Origin of the sequence: Jiella avicenniae, from assembly GCF_021390325.1 — a bacterium.
Lineage (GTDB): Bacteria > Pseudomonadota > Alphaproteobacteria > Rhizobiales > Rhizobiaceae > Jiella > Jiella avicenniae.
This window is the reverse complement of sequence record NZ_JAJUWU010000003.1, coordinates 76118-93191: the sequence shown is the minus strand read 5'-3', so window position 1 is coordinate 93191 and position 17074 is coordinate 76118. Positions and strand designations below refer to the sequence as shown.

The window sequence follows — 17074 nt, the reverse complement described above, 5'->3', positions numbered from 1 at the left end:
GAGGGCGCGTTTCTCTTTGCGTGCATGCGACCGAAGCGCTGCGAGCGTTCCCGCCGCGTCGCGCCCGGCCTTGGCGTTGCCCTGAGCTGCGGCGTCATCCTCGGTCTTGTGCCGAGGATCTACCGACGTTGCAGCGACAAAAGCGCTGGCGGTATTTCGCCATTCGCCGACGGTTTTAGCGTGGATGTGGCAGGAGATCCTCGGGACAAGCCCGAGGATGACGGCCTTTGCGTTATATCGGCCGGTCGGGCCAGTGACTTTACGCGCCGTCTTGTCGACCTCGACCCCGCTCCACTCGGCAGCCCAGAGGGGGGTGCTGCGCCGGCGCCTGAAAGTTGGTCGAGCGAGCATGTCCCCGCTCACCCCTTCGTCACGTCCTTCAGCACCAGCAGGAACGACGGCTCCAACTCGAAGCCCTGCACAGCCGCCGTCGACACGGCGTTCTGCTTCCAGTTGGCGACGAAGGCCCAGGGCGCGTCGTCGTGGACGATCTTCTGGACCTTTTCGTAGAGTTCGCCGCGCTTTTCCTGGTCGGTGGTCTTGCGGGCTTCGTCGAGCAGCGCGTCGACCTCCGGGTTGGAATAGTAGCCGGAGTTGAAGCCGCCCTCGTCCGGCATCGCGTCGGTCCTCAGCGCCAGGAAGGGCAGCGTGTCCGGATCGTTGGTCATCCAGGCCATCTCGGCCATGTCGGCCTTGCCTTGAAGGCCCGGATTGACGTTGGCGAGATAGGTGTTCCACTCGTAGGTCTGGATGCGGGCGTCGAGACCGACCTTCTTCAGATCCGCCTGGATGGCGGTCGCCATCGCCACCGGATCGAGCATGCCGGAGCCGCCTTCCGGAACATAGAAGGTCAGCGTCTTGCCTTCGGCGCCGGCGGCACGGATCAGCTCTTTCGCCTTTTCAGGATCGTGGGGATAGGGCTCGACCGAGCCGTCATTGGCCCATTCGAAGGCGCCGGGGATCGGCCCTTCCGCAATCGTGGCGGTGCCCTGCAGGACGTCTTCGGTGAGCGCCTTCTTGTCGATCGCGTAGTTCACCGCCTGGCGCACGCGCTTGTCGGAGAAGGGACCTTCCCTGGTGTTGAGGATCAGGAACCACAGATGCGGCCCGGCTTCCTCGTAGACGGTGTAGTTCTCGTCCTGCCGGAATTGCGCCAGCCCGTCCGGCGGCACCTCGACCATCAGGTCGATGCCGCCCGACAGCATTTCGGCAACGCGGGTGTTGGCATCGGCGATGGGGCGGAACACCACGGCTTCGAGCTGCGGGGCGCCGTCCCAGTAATCCTCGTTGCGGGAGACGACGACCTTGGAATTCGGGTCCCAGCCCTCGAACTTGAACGCCCCGGTGCCGACCGGATGGCGGCCGAAATCCTGGCCGTATTCCTTCACCGCCGCCGGCGAGACGATCAGCCCTGTCGGATAGGCGAGATTGGACAGGAACGGCGCGAAAGGCTCTTTCAGCTTGAACACCACGGTGTGCTCGTCCTTGGCGGTCACCTCGTCGACCTGCGAGAAGAAGAAGGCGAGGGGGAACGGCCCGGTGTCGTGGAACGGGTGGTCGTCCTTCAGCATCCGGTCGAAGGTGAACTTCACCGCCTCGGCATTGAAGGGCGTGCCGTCCTGGAAGGTCACGTCGTCGCGCAGATGGAAGGTGTAGGTCTTGCCGTCCTCGGAGATGTCCCAGCTCTTCGCCAGCGCCGGCTCGACCTCGAGCGTGCCCTTCTTGAAGCGGACCAGCCCGTCATAGACGTTCATCAGGATGCGGAAGTCGTTGGTCGCGGTCACGGCCTGCGGATCGAGCGACTTGGGCTCGGCGATCTGGCCCACGATGAGCACGTTCGGCGGCGTCTGCGCGAGGGCGGGAGGCGTCAGGACCATGGCGCAGAGGGCGAACGCGGCGGCAACGAGTTTTCGCATCGGGGCTCCTTCCGTGGCGTGTGTTCGAAACTAGGGGATGGCGACGGATGGCAAGGAAATGTCTCGATTTGAGGGCAGGGCCCGGCTGAAACGATGCGAGGCCGCCCGTGGAACCGGGCGGCCTCGCGAAGAACTTCGATGCCGTGGTTTCGCGCCGGGCGTCAGCCCATCGCTTCCAACTCGTCGATGAAGCCGGAGATCATGCCGAGACCCTTCGACCAGAAGGCCGGATCGGACGCGTCGAGGCCGAAGGGGGCGAGCAGCTCCGAATGATGCTTGGTGCCGCCGGCCTTCAGCATCGCGAAATACTTCTCCTGAAAGCCCGTCTTCGAATTGCCGTAGACCGCATAGAGCGAATTCACCAGGCAGTCGCCGAAGGCATAGGCGTAGACGTAGAACGGCGAGTGGATGAAGTGCGGGACGTAGGTCCAGTAGGTGTCGTAGCCGTCGCCGAGGCGGATCGCCGGCCCGAGGCTCCTGCCCTGGACCTCGAGCCAGATCTCGCCGATCCGCTCGGAGGTGAGTTCGCCCTTTCGCCGCTCGGTGTGGAGCTTGCGCTCGAACTGGTAGAAGGCGATCTGGCGGACCACCGTGTTGATCATGTCCTCGACCTTCGAGGCGAGCAGCGTCTTCCTCTCGGCGTCGGTCTTCGCCTGATCGAGCAGCGAGCGGAAGGTCAGCATCTCGCCGAAGACCGAGGCGGTCTCGGCCAGCGTCAGCGGCGTCGGCGCCATCAAGGCGCCCTGGCGGCCGGCGAGCACCTGGTGGACGCCGTGGCCGAGCTCGTGGGCGAGCGTCATCACGTCCCGCGGCTTGCCCATGTAGTTGAGCAGCACGTAGGGGTGGACGCTCGGCACCGTCGGATGGGCGAAGGCACCCGGCGCCTTGCCCGGGCGGACCGCGGCGTCGATCCAGGAATTGTCGAAGAAGCGCTCGGCGATGTCGGCCATCTCCGGCGAAAAGCCCGAATAGGCCGACAGCACCGTCGAGCGGGCTTCGTCCCAGGGGATGTCGCGGCGCCTTGCGTCCGGCAGCGGCGCGTTGCGGTCCCAGTATTCGAGCTGGTCGACGCCGAGCCACTTCGCCTTCATCGCGTAATAGCGGTGGGAAATGCGCGGATAGGCCTCGGAGACCGCTTCGGTCAGGGCGTCGACGACTTCGCGCTCGACCCGGTTGGCGAGATGGCGACTGTCGGCGACGTCGGTGAAGCCGCGCCAGCGGTCGGAGATCTCCTTGTCCTTGGCGAGGGTGTTGGTGATCAGCGTGAAGACGCGCAGGTTCTCCGAAAAGACGTTGGCGAGCGCGTTGGCGGCCTTGCGGCGCTTTTCCGGCTCGGGGTCCTGCAGCATGTTGAGCGCCGCCTCGATGGCCATGTCCTCGCCGTCGACGGTGAAGCGCAGCGAGGTCAGCGTCTCGTCGAACAGCCGGTTCCAGGCGCCGGCGCCGGTCACCGCCTTGTCGTGGAACAGCTCCTCGACGCGGTCTTCGAGCTGATACGGCTTGTCCTTCCTGAGATCGACGATCCACGGCCGGTAGTGGGCGAGCGCCGGATCGCGGTCCATCGCGGCGTCCATGACGCCGTCCTCGATGCGGTTGAGCTCCAGCGCGAAGAACAGCAGCTTGGAGAAGATGTCGGTGACGTTCGACTGGGTGTCGCCGTAGAACTTCGCGCGGGCCGGATCGGACGTGTCGCCGGAATAGATCAGGCCGGCATAGGAGATGATCCGTCCGAGCAGCTCCTCGAGTTCCTCATAGTCCCCGATCGCCTCGGCGAGACCGCCGTCGGGTGCCGCCGCAGCCGCGGCCAGCTTGCCGCGCCAGCGCTCCTGGAAGCTGGCGGCCTTCTTTCGCGCCGTTTCGAGATCGGCGGAAAGCTCGGGGCTGTCCATCGCCGGATAGAGATCGGTGAGGTTCCACTCCGGCAGGGCGCCGCCTTCGGCTGCCGCCGCCTCGACCGCGGAGCGGGTGGGAATGATCGTCTTCGTCATGAAATGCTCTTTGGGTTCGTTACGACCGACTGACGTCTGGATTACCCGTTCGGCAGCTTTTGGCCAAGCCTGCCCGTGCCGTCCGCCGGCATATCGTGATCGTCGCCCGATGGTTCAAATTCGACTGAAGTTTCAGATAAATAATTGTCCCTTCCTATTCAGTCGGATTTCAGACGCCCGTGCCAAAGTGGGTCATTCTCGCACCAAGACGAGACCGGAGGCGTCAATGACCGAGATCGTCCTGATCGTCGACGACGATCCCATACAGCGTCGTCTGCTCGACGCGCATGTCGCCCGCATGGGGCTGAGGCCGCTGCATTGCGACGGCGGACGCGCGGCGCTCGATGCGCTCGGCGGGCGCAATGGCGGCCAGATCGCCGCCGTCGTGCTCGACCTGATGATGCCCGACAAGAGCGGCATGGAGGTGATGGCCGAGATGCGCCGCAACCGCATCGACGTGCCGATCGTCGTCCAGACGGCCAAGGGCTCGATCGATACGGTGGTCGAGGCGATGCGCGCCGGCGCGTTCGATTTCGTCGTCAAGCCGGTTTCGCCGGAGCGGTTTCGCGAGACACTCGCCAACGCCGTCAAGATGCACGCGGCGGCGCGGCCGAAGCGGGGCGCCTCGACCCTTGCCACCGAGGGCGCGTCCGAGGTGATGCGGCCGGTGCTTTCAATGGCCGCCAAGGCCGCGCGGTCGACGATCCCGATCCTCCTCGAAGGCGAGACCGGCGTCGGCAAGGAGTGGCTCGCCCGCGCCATCCGGGCCGCGAGCGACCGGGCGTCGAAGCCATTCGTCGCGGTCAATTGCGGCGCCCTGCCGGCCGATCTCGTCGAGAGCATCCTGTTCGGCCATGCCAAGGGCGCCTTCACCGACGCGACCGCCGAACATCGCGGCAAGTTCGCCGAAGCGGACGGGGGGACGCTGTTCCTCGACGAAATCGGCGAGTTGGCGCCGCTGGCGCAGGTCAAGCTGTTGCGGGTGCTGCAGGAGGGCGAGATCGATCCGGTCGGCGCCAAGACCGCGGCGCGGGTCGACGTCCGGGTCATCTCGGCGACGAACCGCAGCTTGGCGGAAGCCGTCGAGGCCGGTCGGTTCCGGGAAGATCTCTATTACAGGCTGAACGCCGTCGAGCTCTTGATGCCGCCGCTGCGCGAGCGCCGCCTGGAGATCAAGGGGCTCGTCGAGCGGTTCCTCGCCCGGTTGGCGACCCTCGAAAAGCGCGCCGGCGCCATGGCGATCGATGCCGAGGCGCTGGCGCTTCTCGAAGCCTACGACTGGCCGGGCAACATCCGGCAGCTGGAGAACAGCCTGCACCGGGCGGTGGTCCTGTCCGAGCGCGACACCCTCGGCTTGGCCGACTTCCGCCAGATCGAGACGCTGATGGCGGCGGGGTCCGGGAGCGGTTCGGGGCCGGTGAGAGCCAACGGCATCCAGGGTGGCCGGACCATTCACAGAGCGGCCCTGCAACGCGCCACGTCGTTCGAGGCGGTGGCGAGCCGGGAGGATTTCGAGCCGGAGCCTCGCCGGGAACTGCCGTTTTCGCCCGAGTTCCCGCTGCGGGACGGCGATGGCCAGGTGCGCCGGCTGGTCGACGTCGAGGCGGATCTCATCCGTCTGGCGGTGGCGCAGTATGACGGTCGGATGAGCGAGATCGCCCGCCGTCTCGGCATCGGCCGCTCGACGCTCTATCGGAAGATGCGCGAATACAAGATCGAGGACCGGAGCTGACCGGGCCGGTGCGACGGGGCGCGGGGCGGTCGTCGGCCGTCCACCGGCTTGCCCTTCGCCGCCGCCGGGTGTAGGGGGCTGCCGCTTACGGGGGGCGGCGTGAAGCGATGTCTCCCGAGGTCGCCTCCCAGCCGGCCGGATGGAAACGTGACGGAAAGGCTGTGAGAAGATGCATCCAAGGATCGCCGTGATCGGCTGTGGGCAATGGGGCCAGAACCACGTCCGCACCCTGGCCGAGATCGGAGCCCTCGCCGCCGTCGCCGACCGCAATGTCGAGCGGGCCGAAACCTTCGCCGATCGCCACGGCGTCGCCGCGATGGAGCCGGACGAGGCGATCGCCTCGCCGGACATCGACGCGCTGGTGCTGGCGCTGCCGGCGAGCGCGCACGGGCCGACGGCGCGGGCCGCCTTCGCGGCGGGCAAGGACGTCCTCATCGAAAAGCCGATCTCGCTCGACGTCGCCGACGCCGAACTGACCGCCGCCGTGGCCAGGAAGGCCGGCCGCATCCTCATGGTCGGCCATGTCCTGCGCTTTCACCCGGTGTTCCAGAAGCTCGTCGCCACCGTCGCCGAGGGACGGATCGGCACGGTGCGCCACATCATCGCCAACCGCATGGGGCTCGGCCGCTTCCTCGGCATGGACGTCGTCTGGGACCTCGCCCCGCACGACCTGTCGCTGATCCTCAAGATGGCGGGTTCGATGCCGATCGGCGTCAAGGCGATGCGCCGGACGGTCCTGTCCGACGCCACCGACGTCGCCGACATCGTCATGGAGTTCGCCGGCGGGCTGAAGGCCGAGGTCCACGCCTCGCGCATCTCGCCCTATCGCGACCGGCGCTTCTCGGTGATCGGCACCGAAGGCATGCTGGTCTTCGACGATCTCGCGCCGGAGGGCGAGAAGCTCGGTCTCTACGGCCACAAGGTCTGGCGCGACGGGGAGGTGTTCTCCTTCGAGAATGCGCCCGTCACCCATCTGCCGGTGTCGCCCGGCCTGCCGCTCGACCGCGAATTGCGCCACTTCATCGATTGCGTCGTCCACCGCCGCGCGCCGGAGACCGGCCCGGAGGAAGCCGTCGAGACGGTGCGGATCCTGAACGCGGCCTCGCCGCTGGGGTGAGTGCCGGCGGGGCGCCCATCAGGCAGTCGCTGGGAGAGGTCATTCGGAGCGCGGCGTTTCAGCCCGACTTCGAACCGCGAGCCCGTCCGCCGCTCACACCGTCGCCACGACCGGCTCCTGCGCCATGGTCCGGCCGGCGGAGAGGCTCTCGGCGATGATGCCGCCGCCGAGCACTTCGGCGCCAGCCTCCATGCCGTCGTAGAAAACGCAGGCCTGGCCGGGGGCGATACCGTCCTCCCCGAGAACCAGTTCGACCTCGACCGAGCCGCCCGAGGCCGTAACGATGCGGGCCGGGGCAGGGGGGCGGGTCGAGCGGACCTTGACGAAGAGATCTCCGTCTTCGCCCGCATGGGTTTCGGGCGAGCGTTCGCCGAGCCAATTGAGATCGCGCAGGCGGATGCGGCGGGTGAGAAGCGCCTCGCGCGGGCCGACGGTGACCGTCGCAGTCGCGGCGTCGAGCGCGACGACATAGAGCGGTGCGCCGGCCGCGACGCCGAGCCCGCGCCGCTGGCCGATGGTGAAGTTGACGATGCCTTCGTGCCGGCCGAGCCTGCGGCCGTTCAAATCGACGATGTCGCCCGGCTCGCCGGCCTCCGGCCGCAGCTTGCGGATGACGTCGAAATACTTGCCCTTGGAGACGAAGCAGATGTCCTGACTGTCCGGCTTGGCGGCGACGGACAGGCCGAAGCGCTCGGCCACCTTTCGGGTCTCGTCCTTGGTCATCGTGCCGAGCGGAAAGCGCAGGAAGTCGAGCTGCGTCTGCGTCGTGCCGTAGAGGAAATAGCTCTGGTCGCGGTCGAGATCCCGCGGCCGGTACATCGCGCGATGGGCGCCGCGCCGGCGCGTCTCGATATAGTGGCCGGTCGCCAGCGCATCGGCGCCGAGATCCTCGGCGGTCGCCAAAAGGTCGCGGAACTTGACCGTCTGATTGCAGGCGACGCAGGGGATCGGCGTCTCGCCGGCCAGATAGCTGTCGGCGAAGGGATCGATCACCGCCTGCCGGAATCGCTCTTCGTAGTCGAGCACGTAATGATCGATGCCGAGGGCCTCGGCGACCCGGCGGGCGTCGTGGATGTCCTGCCCGGCGCAGCAGGCGCCGGCCCGGCGCGGCCCCGCCCCGCCGTCGTAGAGCTGCAGCGTGATGCCGACGACGTCGTAGCCGGCCTCGGCGAGGAGGGCGGCCGTCACCGAGGAATCGACGCCGCCGGACATGGCGACGACGACGCGGGTTTCTGCCGGCGGCTTGGCGATGTCGAGGCTGTTGAGTGACATGGCAGGGCCTTCGCGGCGCCCGTTCCGATCGCGGGCCTCATACGGCGGCAGATCACGAGCGATGGAATTCTCGTCGCCATATCGGCGATTTCGGCCGGTTTTTCAACGCGCCGACGTGGCGCAAATATGGCCTTGCGGGTCAGATTTGCCGTCACGCTGACGGCACCGTCGATTTCGACGAGAATTTTCAGCGACTTCTTATCGAAAGCTTACGCGTGGCTTGACGGTTTTTTTAGAAGCCGCGGATACCGTCTGTCTGATTGTGTCTTTGGGTAGTGTATCGAGTGTGCAATGACCGATCTGGTTAGACCAAGGGTGAAGTACGTCATAGGGCCGGATGGAAGTCCTCTGACCCTGGCGGATTTGCCTCCGTCGAATACGAGGCGCTGGGTGATCCGCCGCAAGGCGGAAGTCGTCGCGGCGGTCCGCGGGGGGCTGCTCAGCCTCGACGAGGCCTGCTCGCGCTACACGCTGACGGTGGAAGAGTTCCTGTCCTGGCAGATGTCCATCGACCAGCACGGGCTCGCGGGCCTGCGGACGACGCAGCTGCAGGAATATCGCCGCAAGGTGGATCTCCACTGACGCCGGCCGGCGACGACGCTCCGGACGGCCGAAGAGCGGCGGCAGCGTTACGACCGGCAATTGACGAGAATCGGAGAAGTCGACGCATCGCTTTGCGCCTCACCGGCCCCGAGTCATGTCGCATCCGATCGCGAAGGTTCGGAAGGACGTTTCAGGCCGACGATGGTTCGACGTGCGCGCTCGCGGCGATGCTCAGGCGCAATAGCGCTGGCTGGCCGGGTTGGAGCGGTTCCCCGAAGCCTTCGTCGCGAGAATGCGGCCGACATGGCGGCGCAGTTCCGAAACGCTGAACGGCTTTTCGATCACACCCAGAATGATCGCCGCCAGATCCGCCGCCGCTTCCTTCTGTTCCGCATAGCCGGTCATCAGCTGGATCGGCAGATCCGGCCAGCGCGCCGCGGCGGCGTAGGCCAGTTCGATCCCGGTCATCGCCGGCATGCGGATGTCGGACAGGAGAAGGTCGAAGCCGCCGTCATGCTCGGCCAGGACTTCGAGCGCCAGCTCTCCGTCCTCGACGGCGACGACCTCGTGACCCTCGAGACGCAGCGCACGCTCGACCAGAAGCCGCACACCCGTGTCGTCTTCAGCGATCAAAAGCTTTGCCACGTGAAACTCCCTCATCCGCAATGAGTCGAATGATCAGCGAGAGTGGCCGATCGGACTTGCGCGGAGCTTGCGTCCGTCGGCGGCCCCGCATCGGCCCGCGCGAGATTGCCGCCCCTCGCATGTGATGGAGCGGCCGTCGATGGCCCGACGGCGCGCGAGCTAACCGACGACATGGCCGATGAACGGCAACTCGCGAAATGCGTGGCCGACGTCCATCCCATATCCGACGACGAAATGGTCCGGGCAGGAAAAGCCGACGAAATCGGCCTCGATCCCCGCCTTGCGATGACCCTTCTTGTCGAGAAGGACCGCAAGATCGACGCGCGTCGCCCCGCGTGAGAGGAGCAGGTCGCGGGCGAAGGCGAGGGTGCGGCCGGATTCCAGAATGTCGTCGACGAGCAGTACCGGCCGCCCGGCGACGTCGGCGTCGATGTCGCGCAGGATGCTGACCTCGCCGCCGACGGTGCCGGCGCCGTAGCTGGACAGCGAAATGAACTCGACCTGCGGAGCGACGCCCGCGTGATGCATGGCGCGGATCAGATCGGCCGCGAAGACGAAGGCGCCTTTGAGAACCGAGACGATCACGAGGTCCTCAGGCGCCGAAGCCGCGATTTCACGCGCCAGCCTGTCGACCTCGACGCCGATCGCCTCGGCGCTGAACAGGACGTCGATCGTCTTGCCGCGAATGGTAATCACCGGCCGCCTTCGCTCGATGTCTCGACGAATCCCACTCTGACGTCTCCCTTTGCTTCGTCCGGAACCGCGACCATCGTCACGAAGTCGATCGACGTGCCGGCATTCAGACGGTCGACACTGGTCTGAAGCGTCCGCGAGCGCAAGCCCGCCGAACGATCGGCGAAGTCGATCCGCAGCGGCGGCACCGCGGCTGCCACCGCGGCGGGATTGCTGATCCGGCCTTCGACGCGCAACAGCCGGCCGTCGCCATGGCTCACCAGGCTGGCATTGATGGTGCTCAGCCGAACGGGATAGCCGCCGCCGTTGGAGACGGTCGCCGCGACCGGCGTTTCCGGGAAGGAGACGAGAAGGGCCGGCAGAAGCAAGGCACCGAAGGCGAAGGCGCAGACGAAGAGGCCGATGCGCCCCGGCATCGCCGCGATGCGGCGCGCCTTCGGCGAAGCAGCGGCCATGCTCGCCGGAGCGGCGCGAGGCAGTTCGACGGCTTCGGCCCATTCGACGGTCTCCGCTGACCCGTCGTGCGGCCGGGTGGCGGGGCCGAAAGGCTCTTCCGCCCCCTGCCGTCGCCCGAAGACCGGCCCGCTCGCCGAAGCCGTCCGCCCGACGTCGTTCAGATTGCGCCCGCGCCGGCCGGTCACCTCCGCCACGCCGTCGATGCAGGGACCGGCCGTGGACCCTTGCGTCCCGCCGAATTTGCCGGTTCCTCGCGAAATTCTGCCGTCGGACTGCCCGCGCATAGGGATACCCCGCTCGATGATTCAGCAAACGGTAAGGTTTTATGGTTAACGAGTGGTGAAACGGCGCGGCGGGCGTCGGCGCGCGGGCTATCGTCAAATGGCCACTTTGCTGGCGTCACACCGTCGCGACTTCGGGAATCAGCGAGGAAACGAGGCGCCCTCTTGATACGGTTCGAGAATGTCGGCCTGCGATACGACATGGGGCCGGAAGTGCTGCGCGATCTGAGCTTCGAGATCCGCCGGCAGTCGTTCCAGTTTCTCACCGGGCCGTCGGGCGCCGGCAAGACCAGCCTCTTGCGCATGCTGTTTCTGGCGCTCCGCCCGACGCGCGGGCTGATCACCGTGCTCGGCCGCGACGTCGCCACGCTTTCCCGCAAGGATCTGCCCTCGATCCGGCGCAGGATCGGCGTCGTCTTCCAGGATTTCCGCCTGCTCGACCATATGACGACCTACGAGAACGTCGCGCTGCCACTGAGGGTGCGCGGCAAGGAGGAGCGGGAGTATCGGCAGGACGTCGTCGACCTGATCAAATGGGTCGGCCTCGGCGAGCGGCTCAATGCGCTTCCGATCGTCCTGTCGGGCGGCGAGAAGCAGCGCGCGGCGATCGCTCGGGCGCTGATCGATCAGCCTGACGTGCTTCTGGCCGACGAGCCGACGGGCAACGTCGACGCGCCGCTGGCGCGGCGTCTCCTGCGCCTCTTCCTGGAGCTCAACCGGTCCGGCACGGCCGTCGTCATCGCCACCCACGATCTCGGCCTGATGGAGCAGGTGGATGCGCGGCGGCTGATCCTTTCGGAAGGGCGACTGGAAATCTATGACTGACACGGCCGCGACCACTGCCGACGTGCTCGCGCGGGCGAGGCGCTTCGCCGCCCGCTTCAGGGGCGAGCGCCAGACCCCGATCGTGCCGGCCGGCAACGTCGCCGGCCGGGCGATGACGACGGTCATCGCCATCATGACGTTTCTCGCCGCTTTGACCGTCGGCGCCGTCAGCCTCGTCGGCGATACCGCGTCGCGCTGGCAGAACGACATTTCCGACGAGATCACCATCCAGGTGAAGCCCGGCGAGGGGCTCGACATGGCGCAGGCGCTCGAAACCGCCCGGCAGATCGCTTTGCAGACGCCCGGCGTCAAAGGCGCCGCGGTTCTCGACGAGGCGGCGACGGGCCGGCTGCTGGAGCCCTGGCTCGGCGAGGGGGTGGACTTCTCGGAACTGCCGGTGCCGCGGCTGGTCATCGTCTCGATCGATACCGAAGACCCGCCGAATTTCGCCTTCATGCGGACGGAACTGAAGGAAGCCGTGCCGCAAGCCGATCTCGACGATCATCGCGCCTGGGTGTCGCGGCTCGTCACCATGGCCCGGACCGTGGTTTTCATCGGCGTCTTCGTGCTCTCCCTGGTGATCGTCGCGACCACCCTCACGGTGATCTTCGCCACCCGCGGCGCCATGTCCGGCAACCGGCACATCGTCGAGGTGCTGCATTTCGTCGGCGCCCGCTCGAGCTTCATCGCGCGGGAATTCGAGCGGCACTTCCTGCGCCTCGGCCTCATCGGCGCGGCGGCCGGCGGCATCGTCGCGATCGTGCTCTTCGCCATGCTCGGCTCCTTCACCGCCGCCAACCGTCAGACGCCGGAGGCCGATCAGATCAGCGCGCTGTTCGGTTCCTTCACCATCGGCTGGACCGGCTACGCCGGAGTCCTGCTGCTCGTTGCAACGGTCGCGACCCTCACGGCGTTGACGTCGCGATGGACGGTCATGCGCCACCTCGCCGAGATCGACATGATCTCGCCGGTGGAAAATTAGCAAATGGTTCATCGGTTTGGCGGAGGCTCTGTCGTTCGGCCGGCATCCGATCGAAGAAGACCGGATCTGGTTGCCGACGAAACGGTCAGCCTCGCAGCAGGATGGAAATCGCGTCCGGGCGGTGCCATGTTGCGTTCTTGATCGCCGGAAGAAAGTTCGGTTGCGGATGGAATCTGCCATGCGCACCGAAGCGGAGATTGGATGACGATCGTCGCCGACCCACGCTTTGACAGGTCCGAACGCTCCGCGACGCGGGGCGACGACGATCCGCACCCTGCGGCACCCCGCTGGCGCAAGCGACTGGCGGCGACGCTGCTGGTTGCGGGTTTTGCGGGCTATCTCATCGGCGGCTTCTGGCGGTTCACCGAGGAGGTCGACCGGCTTTCCAAACCGTTGCCGAGCGCCGACGCCGACGCGATCGTCGTCCTGACCGGCGGTGCGATGCGGCTCGATTACGGCCTCGACCTCCTGCGCAGCGGGCGGGGGCGGCGTCTTCTGATCAGCGGCGTCCATCCGGGGACGACCGCCGCGACGTTGGCGCGTCTGACCAAGACCGACAAGGCCTGGTTCGACTGCTGCGTCGACATCGACTACGTCGCTGCCGATACGGTGGGCAATGCCGAGATGGCCGGCCGCTGGGCGGAACGGCGCGGCTACCGGGATCTGATCCTCGTCACCAGCGACTATCACATGCCGCGCTCGCTGCTCGAATTCGATCGGATCGCCGGTATCCGCTCGATCACGCCCGTCGCCGTGCGGCGGGCGGATCTGTGGAGTCGGGACAGCCTTCCCACCGGCTCGGGCCTCAAGCTCCTGATGACCGAATACGGCAAGTTCGTCGCGACGCGGATTCGCGGCTTTCTCGGCATGGCGCCGCAGGACGCCGATGCGGCCCCGCACGTCGCGAGTCTCGACCGGCGATAACGGGTCTCTTTCCGATCGGCTGCGGCAGAACCGCAAGGGCGACCTTTGCCTCGCCGGCGATCGGTCCTATGAACGCGGCGGCGTGCCGGAGCGGGCGCGCGAAGCTCGAGGTCGGATGATGCCATGACGCTGCTGCGTTCTTTCGCGTTCAATATCGTCTTTTACGGCAATCTCACCCTTCAATTGCTGTTCTGGTCGCCGGTGTTCTTCCTTGCGCGCGAGGAAACCGGCTGGTGGATCGTCCGCAACTGGGCCCGCTCCAGCCTGTGGCTCCTCAAACACGTCGCCGGCGCGCGCTCCGAACTCACAGGTCTGGAAAATCTGCCCGAGGGCGGAGCGATCGTCGCGTCCAAGCACCAGTCCGTCTGGGAGATCCTGTCGCTTCTGACCGTCGTCGAACGGCCGACCTTCATCCTGAAGAAGGAACTGCTGAGCATCCCGCTGTTCGGCAGCTTCGCCCGGCACATGAAGATGATTCCCGTCGACCGCGGCCGGCGCGGCGATGCGATCCCGAAGATGATGGAAGCGGCGAAGGAGGCCATCGCAACCGGGCGGCGGATCATCATCTTTCCCGAGGGGACCCGGACGAAGCCGGGCGCCGAGGTGGACTATCGCCAGGGCGTCTTCCGTCTCTACGAGGCGCTGGGCCTGCCGGTCGTGCCCGTCGCGATCAATTCGGGGCTCTACTGGCCCCGCAACAGCTTCATCAAGCGACCGGGCACGATCAGGGCCGATTTTCTGCCGGTCATCCGGCCGGGGCTCGACCGGCCGCATTTCATCGGCGCCCTTCGCGGGGCGATCGAGACGCGCTCGCGGGAGCTCCTCGGCGAGGGCGGCTGGACCGACGATGCCGGCGGCCGATCCGCATCGGACGCGGCGGAGCGGGATGCGACCGTGCCGGGCAAGCCCGGTCACAGCCGCGAGACCACGTCCTGAAGCCAGCGATCCTTCAGGCCCATGGCGGCGATGTGTTCGAAGGCGTTTCTGACATAGTCGACGTTCGGGCCGGACTGGCCGTGGCTGCGGGAGACGATCGCCGCGGCATTCGCCACGTCGATCTTGCCGGCATATTGCGGATGGCCGCGGTCGACGACGTAGGTGACGGCCTCGATACGGCGCCCGTCCATCGCGCGGATCGGCAGGACGCTCTCGCGATAGACGTGGGTGACCAGCTCGCGGGCTCTCAGATAGTCGATCGTCGCGTCGCGCTTGGCGCCCTCCACCCGGAAGGCCATGCCGACGCAGGAGCCGCCGCGGTCCAGCCCGAAGACCAGGCCCGGCCGTTCCGGCGTGCCGCGATGCACGTGCGAATGGACGCAAAGGGCGCGGTGATAGCCGGCCAGTCTTGCTTTTGTGCGTTCCACATAGTCAAAACCGGGACGCCAGATCAGCGAACCGTAACCGAACACCCAGAAATCGTTCATTGGCCTCAAATCGCCCTGCATCTCCTGTTCCGAAGGCCCGGCTCCGCCATTGGGGACGCGGCCCGACGGGAGGCATCGTGAGCCGGCGGTGGCCGCCTGGCCGGGCGATACGTGCCGGCGCCGCCATGTCTCGGTGCCTTCGGCTTCATGCTCTAAGAGGATAACGGGATGGCTCCGTCAAGCGACAGTCCCTCAAAGGCGCGCCGTGCGCTCATCGGCGTCGCGCTCGTCATCGTGCTTCTCGCCGCCGCGCTGAGCGGTGCCTGGTTCTATCTCGCCGGTCGCCTCGACGGCGAACTGAGCCGCGCGATCGAGCAGGCGCGGGCGCGCGGGACCGAGATCGTCTGCCCGAACCGCGAGGTTTTCGGGTTTCCCTTCCGGATCGGCTTTCGCTGCGATTCGCTTTCGCTCGCAAGGGGCGGCGACAGGCCGTTCGAGGCGGTCGGCGGGGCCGTGCGCACCGCTGCACAGATCTATCGGCCGAACCGCATCGTCGGCGAGATGGACGGCCCGCTGAGGGTCGAGGGTCCGTCCTTCCCGCCGCTCGACATCCGCTGGTCTCTGGCCCAGGCCTCGGCGACCTTCTGGACGGAAGGTCTCGATCGCTTCTCCCTCGTCACCGAAGAACCGCGCGTCGCAACACTCGGGGCGGGCGACGCCGAAGCCCGGCCCGTCGTCGAGGCGGCCCACAGCGAGGCCCATGCGCGGCGGCGGGACGACGATCTCGACATCTTCACGCTGATGAAGGGCGGCAAGCTGATCTTTTCGGGAGCGCCGGACCTGCCGCCACTGGAAGCCAGCACGGATCTGACGATCGAGGGCGCTGGCGACTGGTTGTCCGGCGCCGCGCGCGGCCAGACGGGACGGGAACTCTTCGCCGGGCGGAACGTCTCGCTGCGATCCTTGCTCGTGGAGATGGACACGGCGAATGCCGAACTCAGCGGCGACTTCTCCTTCGACGACGAGGGCCGGGTCTCCGGCACCTTCCAGCTGTCGATCGCCGATCCGCAGAAGATCGCCGAACTCGTCACGACGGTCGCACCGAACCTGAGGGACATCGCCAGCGGCATCGCCTCGGCTCTGCCGATGGCCGGTCGCCGGTCCGACGACCGCACCGTCATCGAACTGAAGGCGCGAAACGGCATCCTCGCCGTCGGCATCTTCCCGATCGGCAAGCTGCCGTCGCTGCGCTGACAGGGCGTCCGGACCCGGCGTCCGAGCTCCCCGGCGACCGGGCCGGAAGCGGCGGTGCCGAAGCCCGCTCACGAAAAAGCCGGGGCGTATGCCCCGGCTCCATCCATGGCCGCCTTTGCGGGCCGATCCGTCAGGCGCTGACGGGCGTCAGCGCCTCGCTGGCGGCCGCAGCCTTGTCGCGGACTGCCTTCTGGACCTTTTCGAAGGCCCTGACCTCGATCTGCCGGACCCGCTCGCGCGAGATGTCGAACTCGCCCGACAGCGCTTCGAGGGTCAGCGGCTCCTCGGCGAGACGCCGCGCCTCGAAGATGCGGCGCTCGCGATCGTTGAGGACGCCCATCGCCGAGCGGAGCATGCCGCGCCGCTGGTCGTATTCGTCCTGACGCACGAGCACGTCTTCCTGCGAATCCGCATCGTCGACCAGCCAGTCCTGCCATTCGCCCGATTCGCCTTCCGTGGCGCGGATCGGCGCGTTGAGCGAGGTGTCGCCGGACAGTCGCCGGTTCATCGAGATCACCTCGTCCGTCGACACGCCGAGGGTCGTCGCGATCTGCTCGACCTGATCGGGCTTGAGATCGCCTTCGTCGAGCGCCTGGATCTTGCTCTTCATCTTGCGAAGGTTGAAGAACAGCCGCTTCTGATTGGCGGTCGTCCCCATCTTCACGAGGCTCCAGGAGCGCAGGATGTATTCCTGGATCGAGGCCTTGATCCACCACATCGCGTAGGTCGCGAGGCGGAAACCGCGCTCGGCGTCGAAACGCTTCACCGCCTGCATCAGGCCGACATTGCCTTCGGAAATGACTTCGCCGATCGGCAGGCCGTAGCCGCGGTAACCCATTGCGATCTTGGCGACGAGCCTTAAATGACTGGTCACGAGCCGATGCGCCGCCTGCCGGTCGTCATGCTCGGCATAGCGCTTGGCGAGCATGTATTCTTCCTGCGGCTCGAGCATCGGGAACCGCCGGATCTCCTCGAGATAGCGGGTCAGTCCGCCGTCGCCCGAGGAAATGGTCGGAAGATTCATCTGGGCCATGTTGCACCCTCCATCAGTTGAGTTCGGCCGCTTCGCCCCGGAAGCCGGC

General features: G+C 66.9%; 16 protein-coding genes. 8 read left to right on the top strand and 8 right to left on the bottom strand.

The annotated features are described in order from the left end of the window. Nucleotides 1-359: 359 nt before the first annotated feature. Nucleotides 360-1916, bottom strand: coding sequence for an ABC transporter substrate-binding protein (locus LZD57_RS02780; protein ID WP_233717600.1), 1557 nt, complete (start codon nucleotides 1914-1916; stop codon nucleotides 360-362). A gap of 161 nt (nucleotides 1917-2077) precedes the next feature. Continuing rightward, nucleotides 2078-3904, bottom strand: coding sequence for a M3 family oligoendopeptidase (locus LZD57_RS02775; protein ID WP_233717599.1), 1827 nt, complete (start codon nucleotides 3902-3904; stop codon nucleotides 2078-2080). A gap of 226 nt (nucleotides 3905-4130) precedes the next feature. Here LZD57_RS02775 and LZD57_RS02770 point away from each other — a divergent pair, with 226 nt between their 5' ends. Together LZD57_RS02770 and LZD57_RS02765 are read left to right on the top strand one after the other, a co-directional pair. Beyond that, nucleotides 4131-5636: a sigma-54-dependent transcriptional regulator gene (locus tag LZD57_RS02770; protein ID WP_233717598.1), complete on the top strand. Its 1506-nt coding sequence runs from the start codon at nucleotides 4131-4133 to the stop codon at nucleotides 5634-5636. Between the two features lie 169 nt (nucleotides 5637-5805). Next, nucleotides 5806-6753 carry a Gfo/Idh/MocA family protein gene (locus LZD57_RS02765; RefSeq protein WP_233717597.1) on the top strand — a complete coding sequence of 316 codons (948 nt, stop codon included), beginning with the start codon at nucleotides 5806-5808 and terminating at the stop codon, nucleotides 6751-6753. A 93-nt stretch (nucleotides 6754-6846) separates the two neighbouring features. Here the strand turns inward: LZD57_RS02765 and mnmA are convergent, their stop codons facing one another. Further along, nucleotides 6847-8025 carry a tRNA 2-thiouridine(34) synthase MnmA gene (gene mnmA / locus LZD57_RS02760; protein ID WP_233717596.1) on the bottom strand — a complete coding sequence of 393 codons (1179 nt, stop codon included), beginning with the start codon at nucleotides 8023-8025 and terminating at the stop codon, nucleotides 6847-6849. 291 nt (nucleotides 8026-8316) lie between these two features. Here mnmA and sciP point away from each other — a divergent pair, with 291 nt between their 5' ends. Continuing rightward, nucleotides 8317-8607 carry a CtrA inhibitor SciP gene (gene sciP / locus LZD57_RS02755; RefSeq protein ID WP_233717595.1) on the top strand — a complete coding sequence of 97 codons (291 nt, stop codon included), beginning with the start codon at nucleotides 8317-8319 and terminating at the stop codon, nucleotides 8605-8607. Nucleotides 8608-8799: 192 nt separating this feature from the next. Here the strand turns inward: sciP and LZD57_RS02750 are convergent, their stop codons facing one another. The 3 genes from LZD57_RS02750 to LZD57_RS02740 all read right to left on the bottom strand — a co-directional run bounded on the left by LZD57_RS02750 (nucleotide 8800) and on the right by LZD57_RS02740 (nucleotide 10556). After that, nucleotides 8800-9213, bottom strand: coding sequence for a response regulator (locus LZD57_RS02750; RefSeq protein WP_233717594.1), 414 nt, complete (start codon nucleotides 9211-9213; stop codon nucleotides 8800-8802). Nucleotides 9214-9372: 159 nt separating this feature from the next. After that, nucleotides 9373-9909 (bottom strand): hypoxanthine phosphoribosyltransferase, encoded by a 537-nt coding sequence (gene hpt, locus LZD57_RS02745; protein WP_233717593.1) that lies wholly within the window; start codon nucleotides 9907-9909, stop codon nucleotides 9373-9375. Continuing rightward, nucleotides 9906-10556: a hypothetical protein gene (locus LZD57_RS02740; RefSeq protein WP_233717592.1), complete on the bottom strand. Its 651-nt coding sequence runs from the start codon at nucleotides 10554-10556 to the stop codon at nucleotides 9906-9908. Before LZD57_RS02740 ends, hpt begins: the two co-directional genes overlap by 4 nt. A gap of 252 nt (nucleotides 10557-10808) precedes the next feature. On the opposite strand from LZD57_RS02740, the gene ftsE reads away from it, so the two are divergent. The 4 genes from ftsE to LZD57_RS02720 all read left to right on the top strand — a co-directional run bounded on the left by ftsE (nucleotide 10809) and on the right by LZD57_RS02720 (nucleotide 14310). Next, nucleotides 10809-11468, top strand: a complete 660-nt coding sequence (ftsE, locus tag LZD57_RS02735) for a cell division ATP-binding protein FtsE (RefSeq protein ID WP_233717591.1) — start codon at nucleotides 10809-10811, stop codon at nucleotides 11466-11468. After that, complete coding sequence (locus tag LZD57_RS02730; protein WP_233717590.1) at nucleotides 11461-12450, top strand: cell division protein FtsX; 990 nt, start codon at nucleotides 11461-11463, stop codon at nucleotides 12448-12450. Before ftsE ends, LZD57_RS02730 begins: the two co-directional genes overlap by 8 nt. A gap of 201 nt (nucleotides 12451-12651) precedes the next feature. Next, nucleotides 12652-13374, top strand: coding sequence for a YdcF family protein (locus tag LZD57_RS02725; RefSeq protein ID WP_233717589.1), 723 nt, complete (start codon nucleotides 12652-12654; stop codon nucleotides 13372-13374). 123 nt (nucleotides 13375-13497) lie between these two features. After that, a complete protein-coding gene (locus tag LZD57_RS02720) occupies nucleotides 13498-14310 on the top strand; it encodes a lysophospholipid acyltransferase family protein (protein WP_233717588.1) in 813 nt (270 codons plus the stop codon). On the opposite strand, the gene LZD57_RS02715 is transcribed toward LZD57_RS02720, so the two are convergent. Then, nucleotides 14286-14798, bottom strand: coding sequence for a gamma-glutamylcyclotransferase (locus LZD57_RS02715; RefSeq protein ID WP_233717587.1), 513 nt, complete (start codon nucleotides 14796-14798; stop codon nucleotides 14286-14288). The two genes, LZD57_RS02720 and LZD57_RS02715, sit on opposite strands and share 25 nt — an antisense overlap. Nucleotides 14799-14966: 168 nt before the next feature. Here LZD57_RS02715 and LZD57_RS02710 point away from each other — a divergent pair, with 168 nt between their 5' ends. Continuing rightward, complete coding sequence (locus tag LZD57_RS02710) at nucleotides 14967-15992, top strand: DUF2125 domain-containing protein (protein ID WP_233717586.1); 1026 nt, start codon at nucleotides 14967-14969, stop codon at nucleotides 15990-15992. 130 nt (nucleotides 15993-16122) lie between these two features. Here the strand turns inward: LZD57_RS02710 and rpoH are convergent, their stop codons facing one another. Next, the gene (rpoH, locus tag LZD57_RS02705; RefSeq protein WP_233717585.1) at nucleotides 16123-17025 is read right to left on the bottom strand and encodes an RNA polymerase sigma factor RpoH; all 903 of its coding nucleotides are present in this window, start codon (nucleotides 17023-17025) and stop codon (nucleotides 16123-16125) included. Nucleotides 17026-17074: the final 49 nt, after the last annotated feature.

Bases quoted from the DNA above. Each gene is read 5' to 3' on its own strand.
- LZD57_RS02780 (WP_233717600.1), bottom strand. From the start codon at position 1,916: ATGCGAAAACTCGTTGCCGCCGCGTTCGCCCTCTGCGCCATGGTCCTG.
- LZD57_RS02775 (WP_233717599.1), bottom strand. From the start codon at position 3,904: ATGACGAAGACGATCATTCCCACCCGCTCCGCGGTCGAGGCGGCGGCA.
- LZD57_RS02770 (WP_233717598.1), top strand. From the start codon at position 4,131: ATGACCGAGATCGTCCTGATCGTCGACGACGATCCCATACAGCGTCGT.
- LZD57_RS02765 (WP_233717597.1), top strand. From the start codon at position 5,806: ATGCATCCAAGGATCGCCGTGATCGGCTGTGGGCAATGGGGCCAGAAC.
- mnmA (WP_233717596.1), bottom strand. From the start codon at position 8,025: ATGTCACTCAACAGCCTCGACATCGCCAAGCCGCCGGCAGAAACCCGC.
- sciP (WP_233717595.1), top strand. From the start codon at position 8,317: ATGACCGATCTGGTTAGACCAAGGGTGAAGTACGTCATAGGGCCGGAT.
- LZD57_RS02730 (WP_233717590.1), top strand. From the start codon at position 11,461: ATGACTGACACGGCCGCGACCACTGCCGACGTGCTCGCGCGGGCGAGG.
- LZD57_RS02725 (WP_233717589.1), top strand. From the start codon at position 12,652: ATGACGATCGTCGCCGACCCACGCTTTGACAGGTCCGAACGCTCCGCG.
- LZD57_RS02720 (WP_233717588.1), top strand. From the start codon at position 13,498: ATGACGCTGCTGCGTTCTTTCGCGTTCAATATCGTCTTTTACGGCAAT.
- LZD57_RS02715 (WP_233717587.1), bottom strand. From the start codon at position 14,798: ATGAACGATTTCTGGGTGTTCGGTTACGGTTCGCTGATCTGGCGTCCC.
- LZD57_RS02710 (WP_233717586.1), top strand. From the start codon at position 14,967: ATGGCTCCGTCAAGCGACAGTCCCTCAAAGGCGCGCCGTGCGCTCATC.
- rpoH (WP_233717585.1), bottom strand. From the start codon at position 17,025: ATGGCCCAGATGAATCTTCCGACCATTTCCTCGGGCGACGGCGGACTG.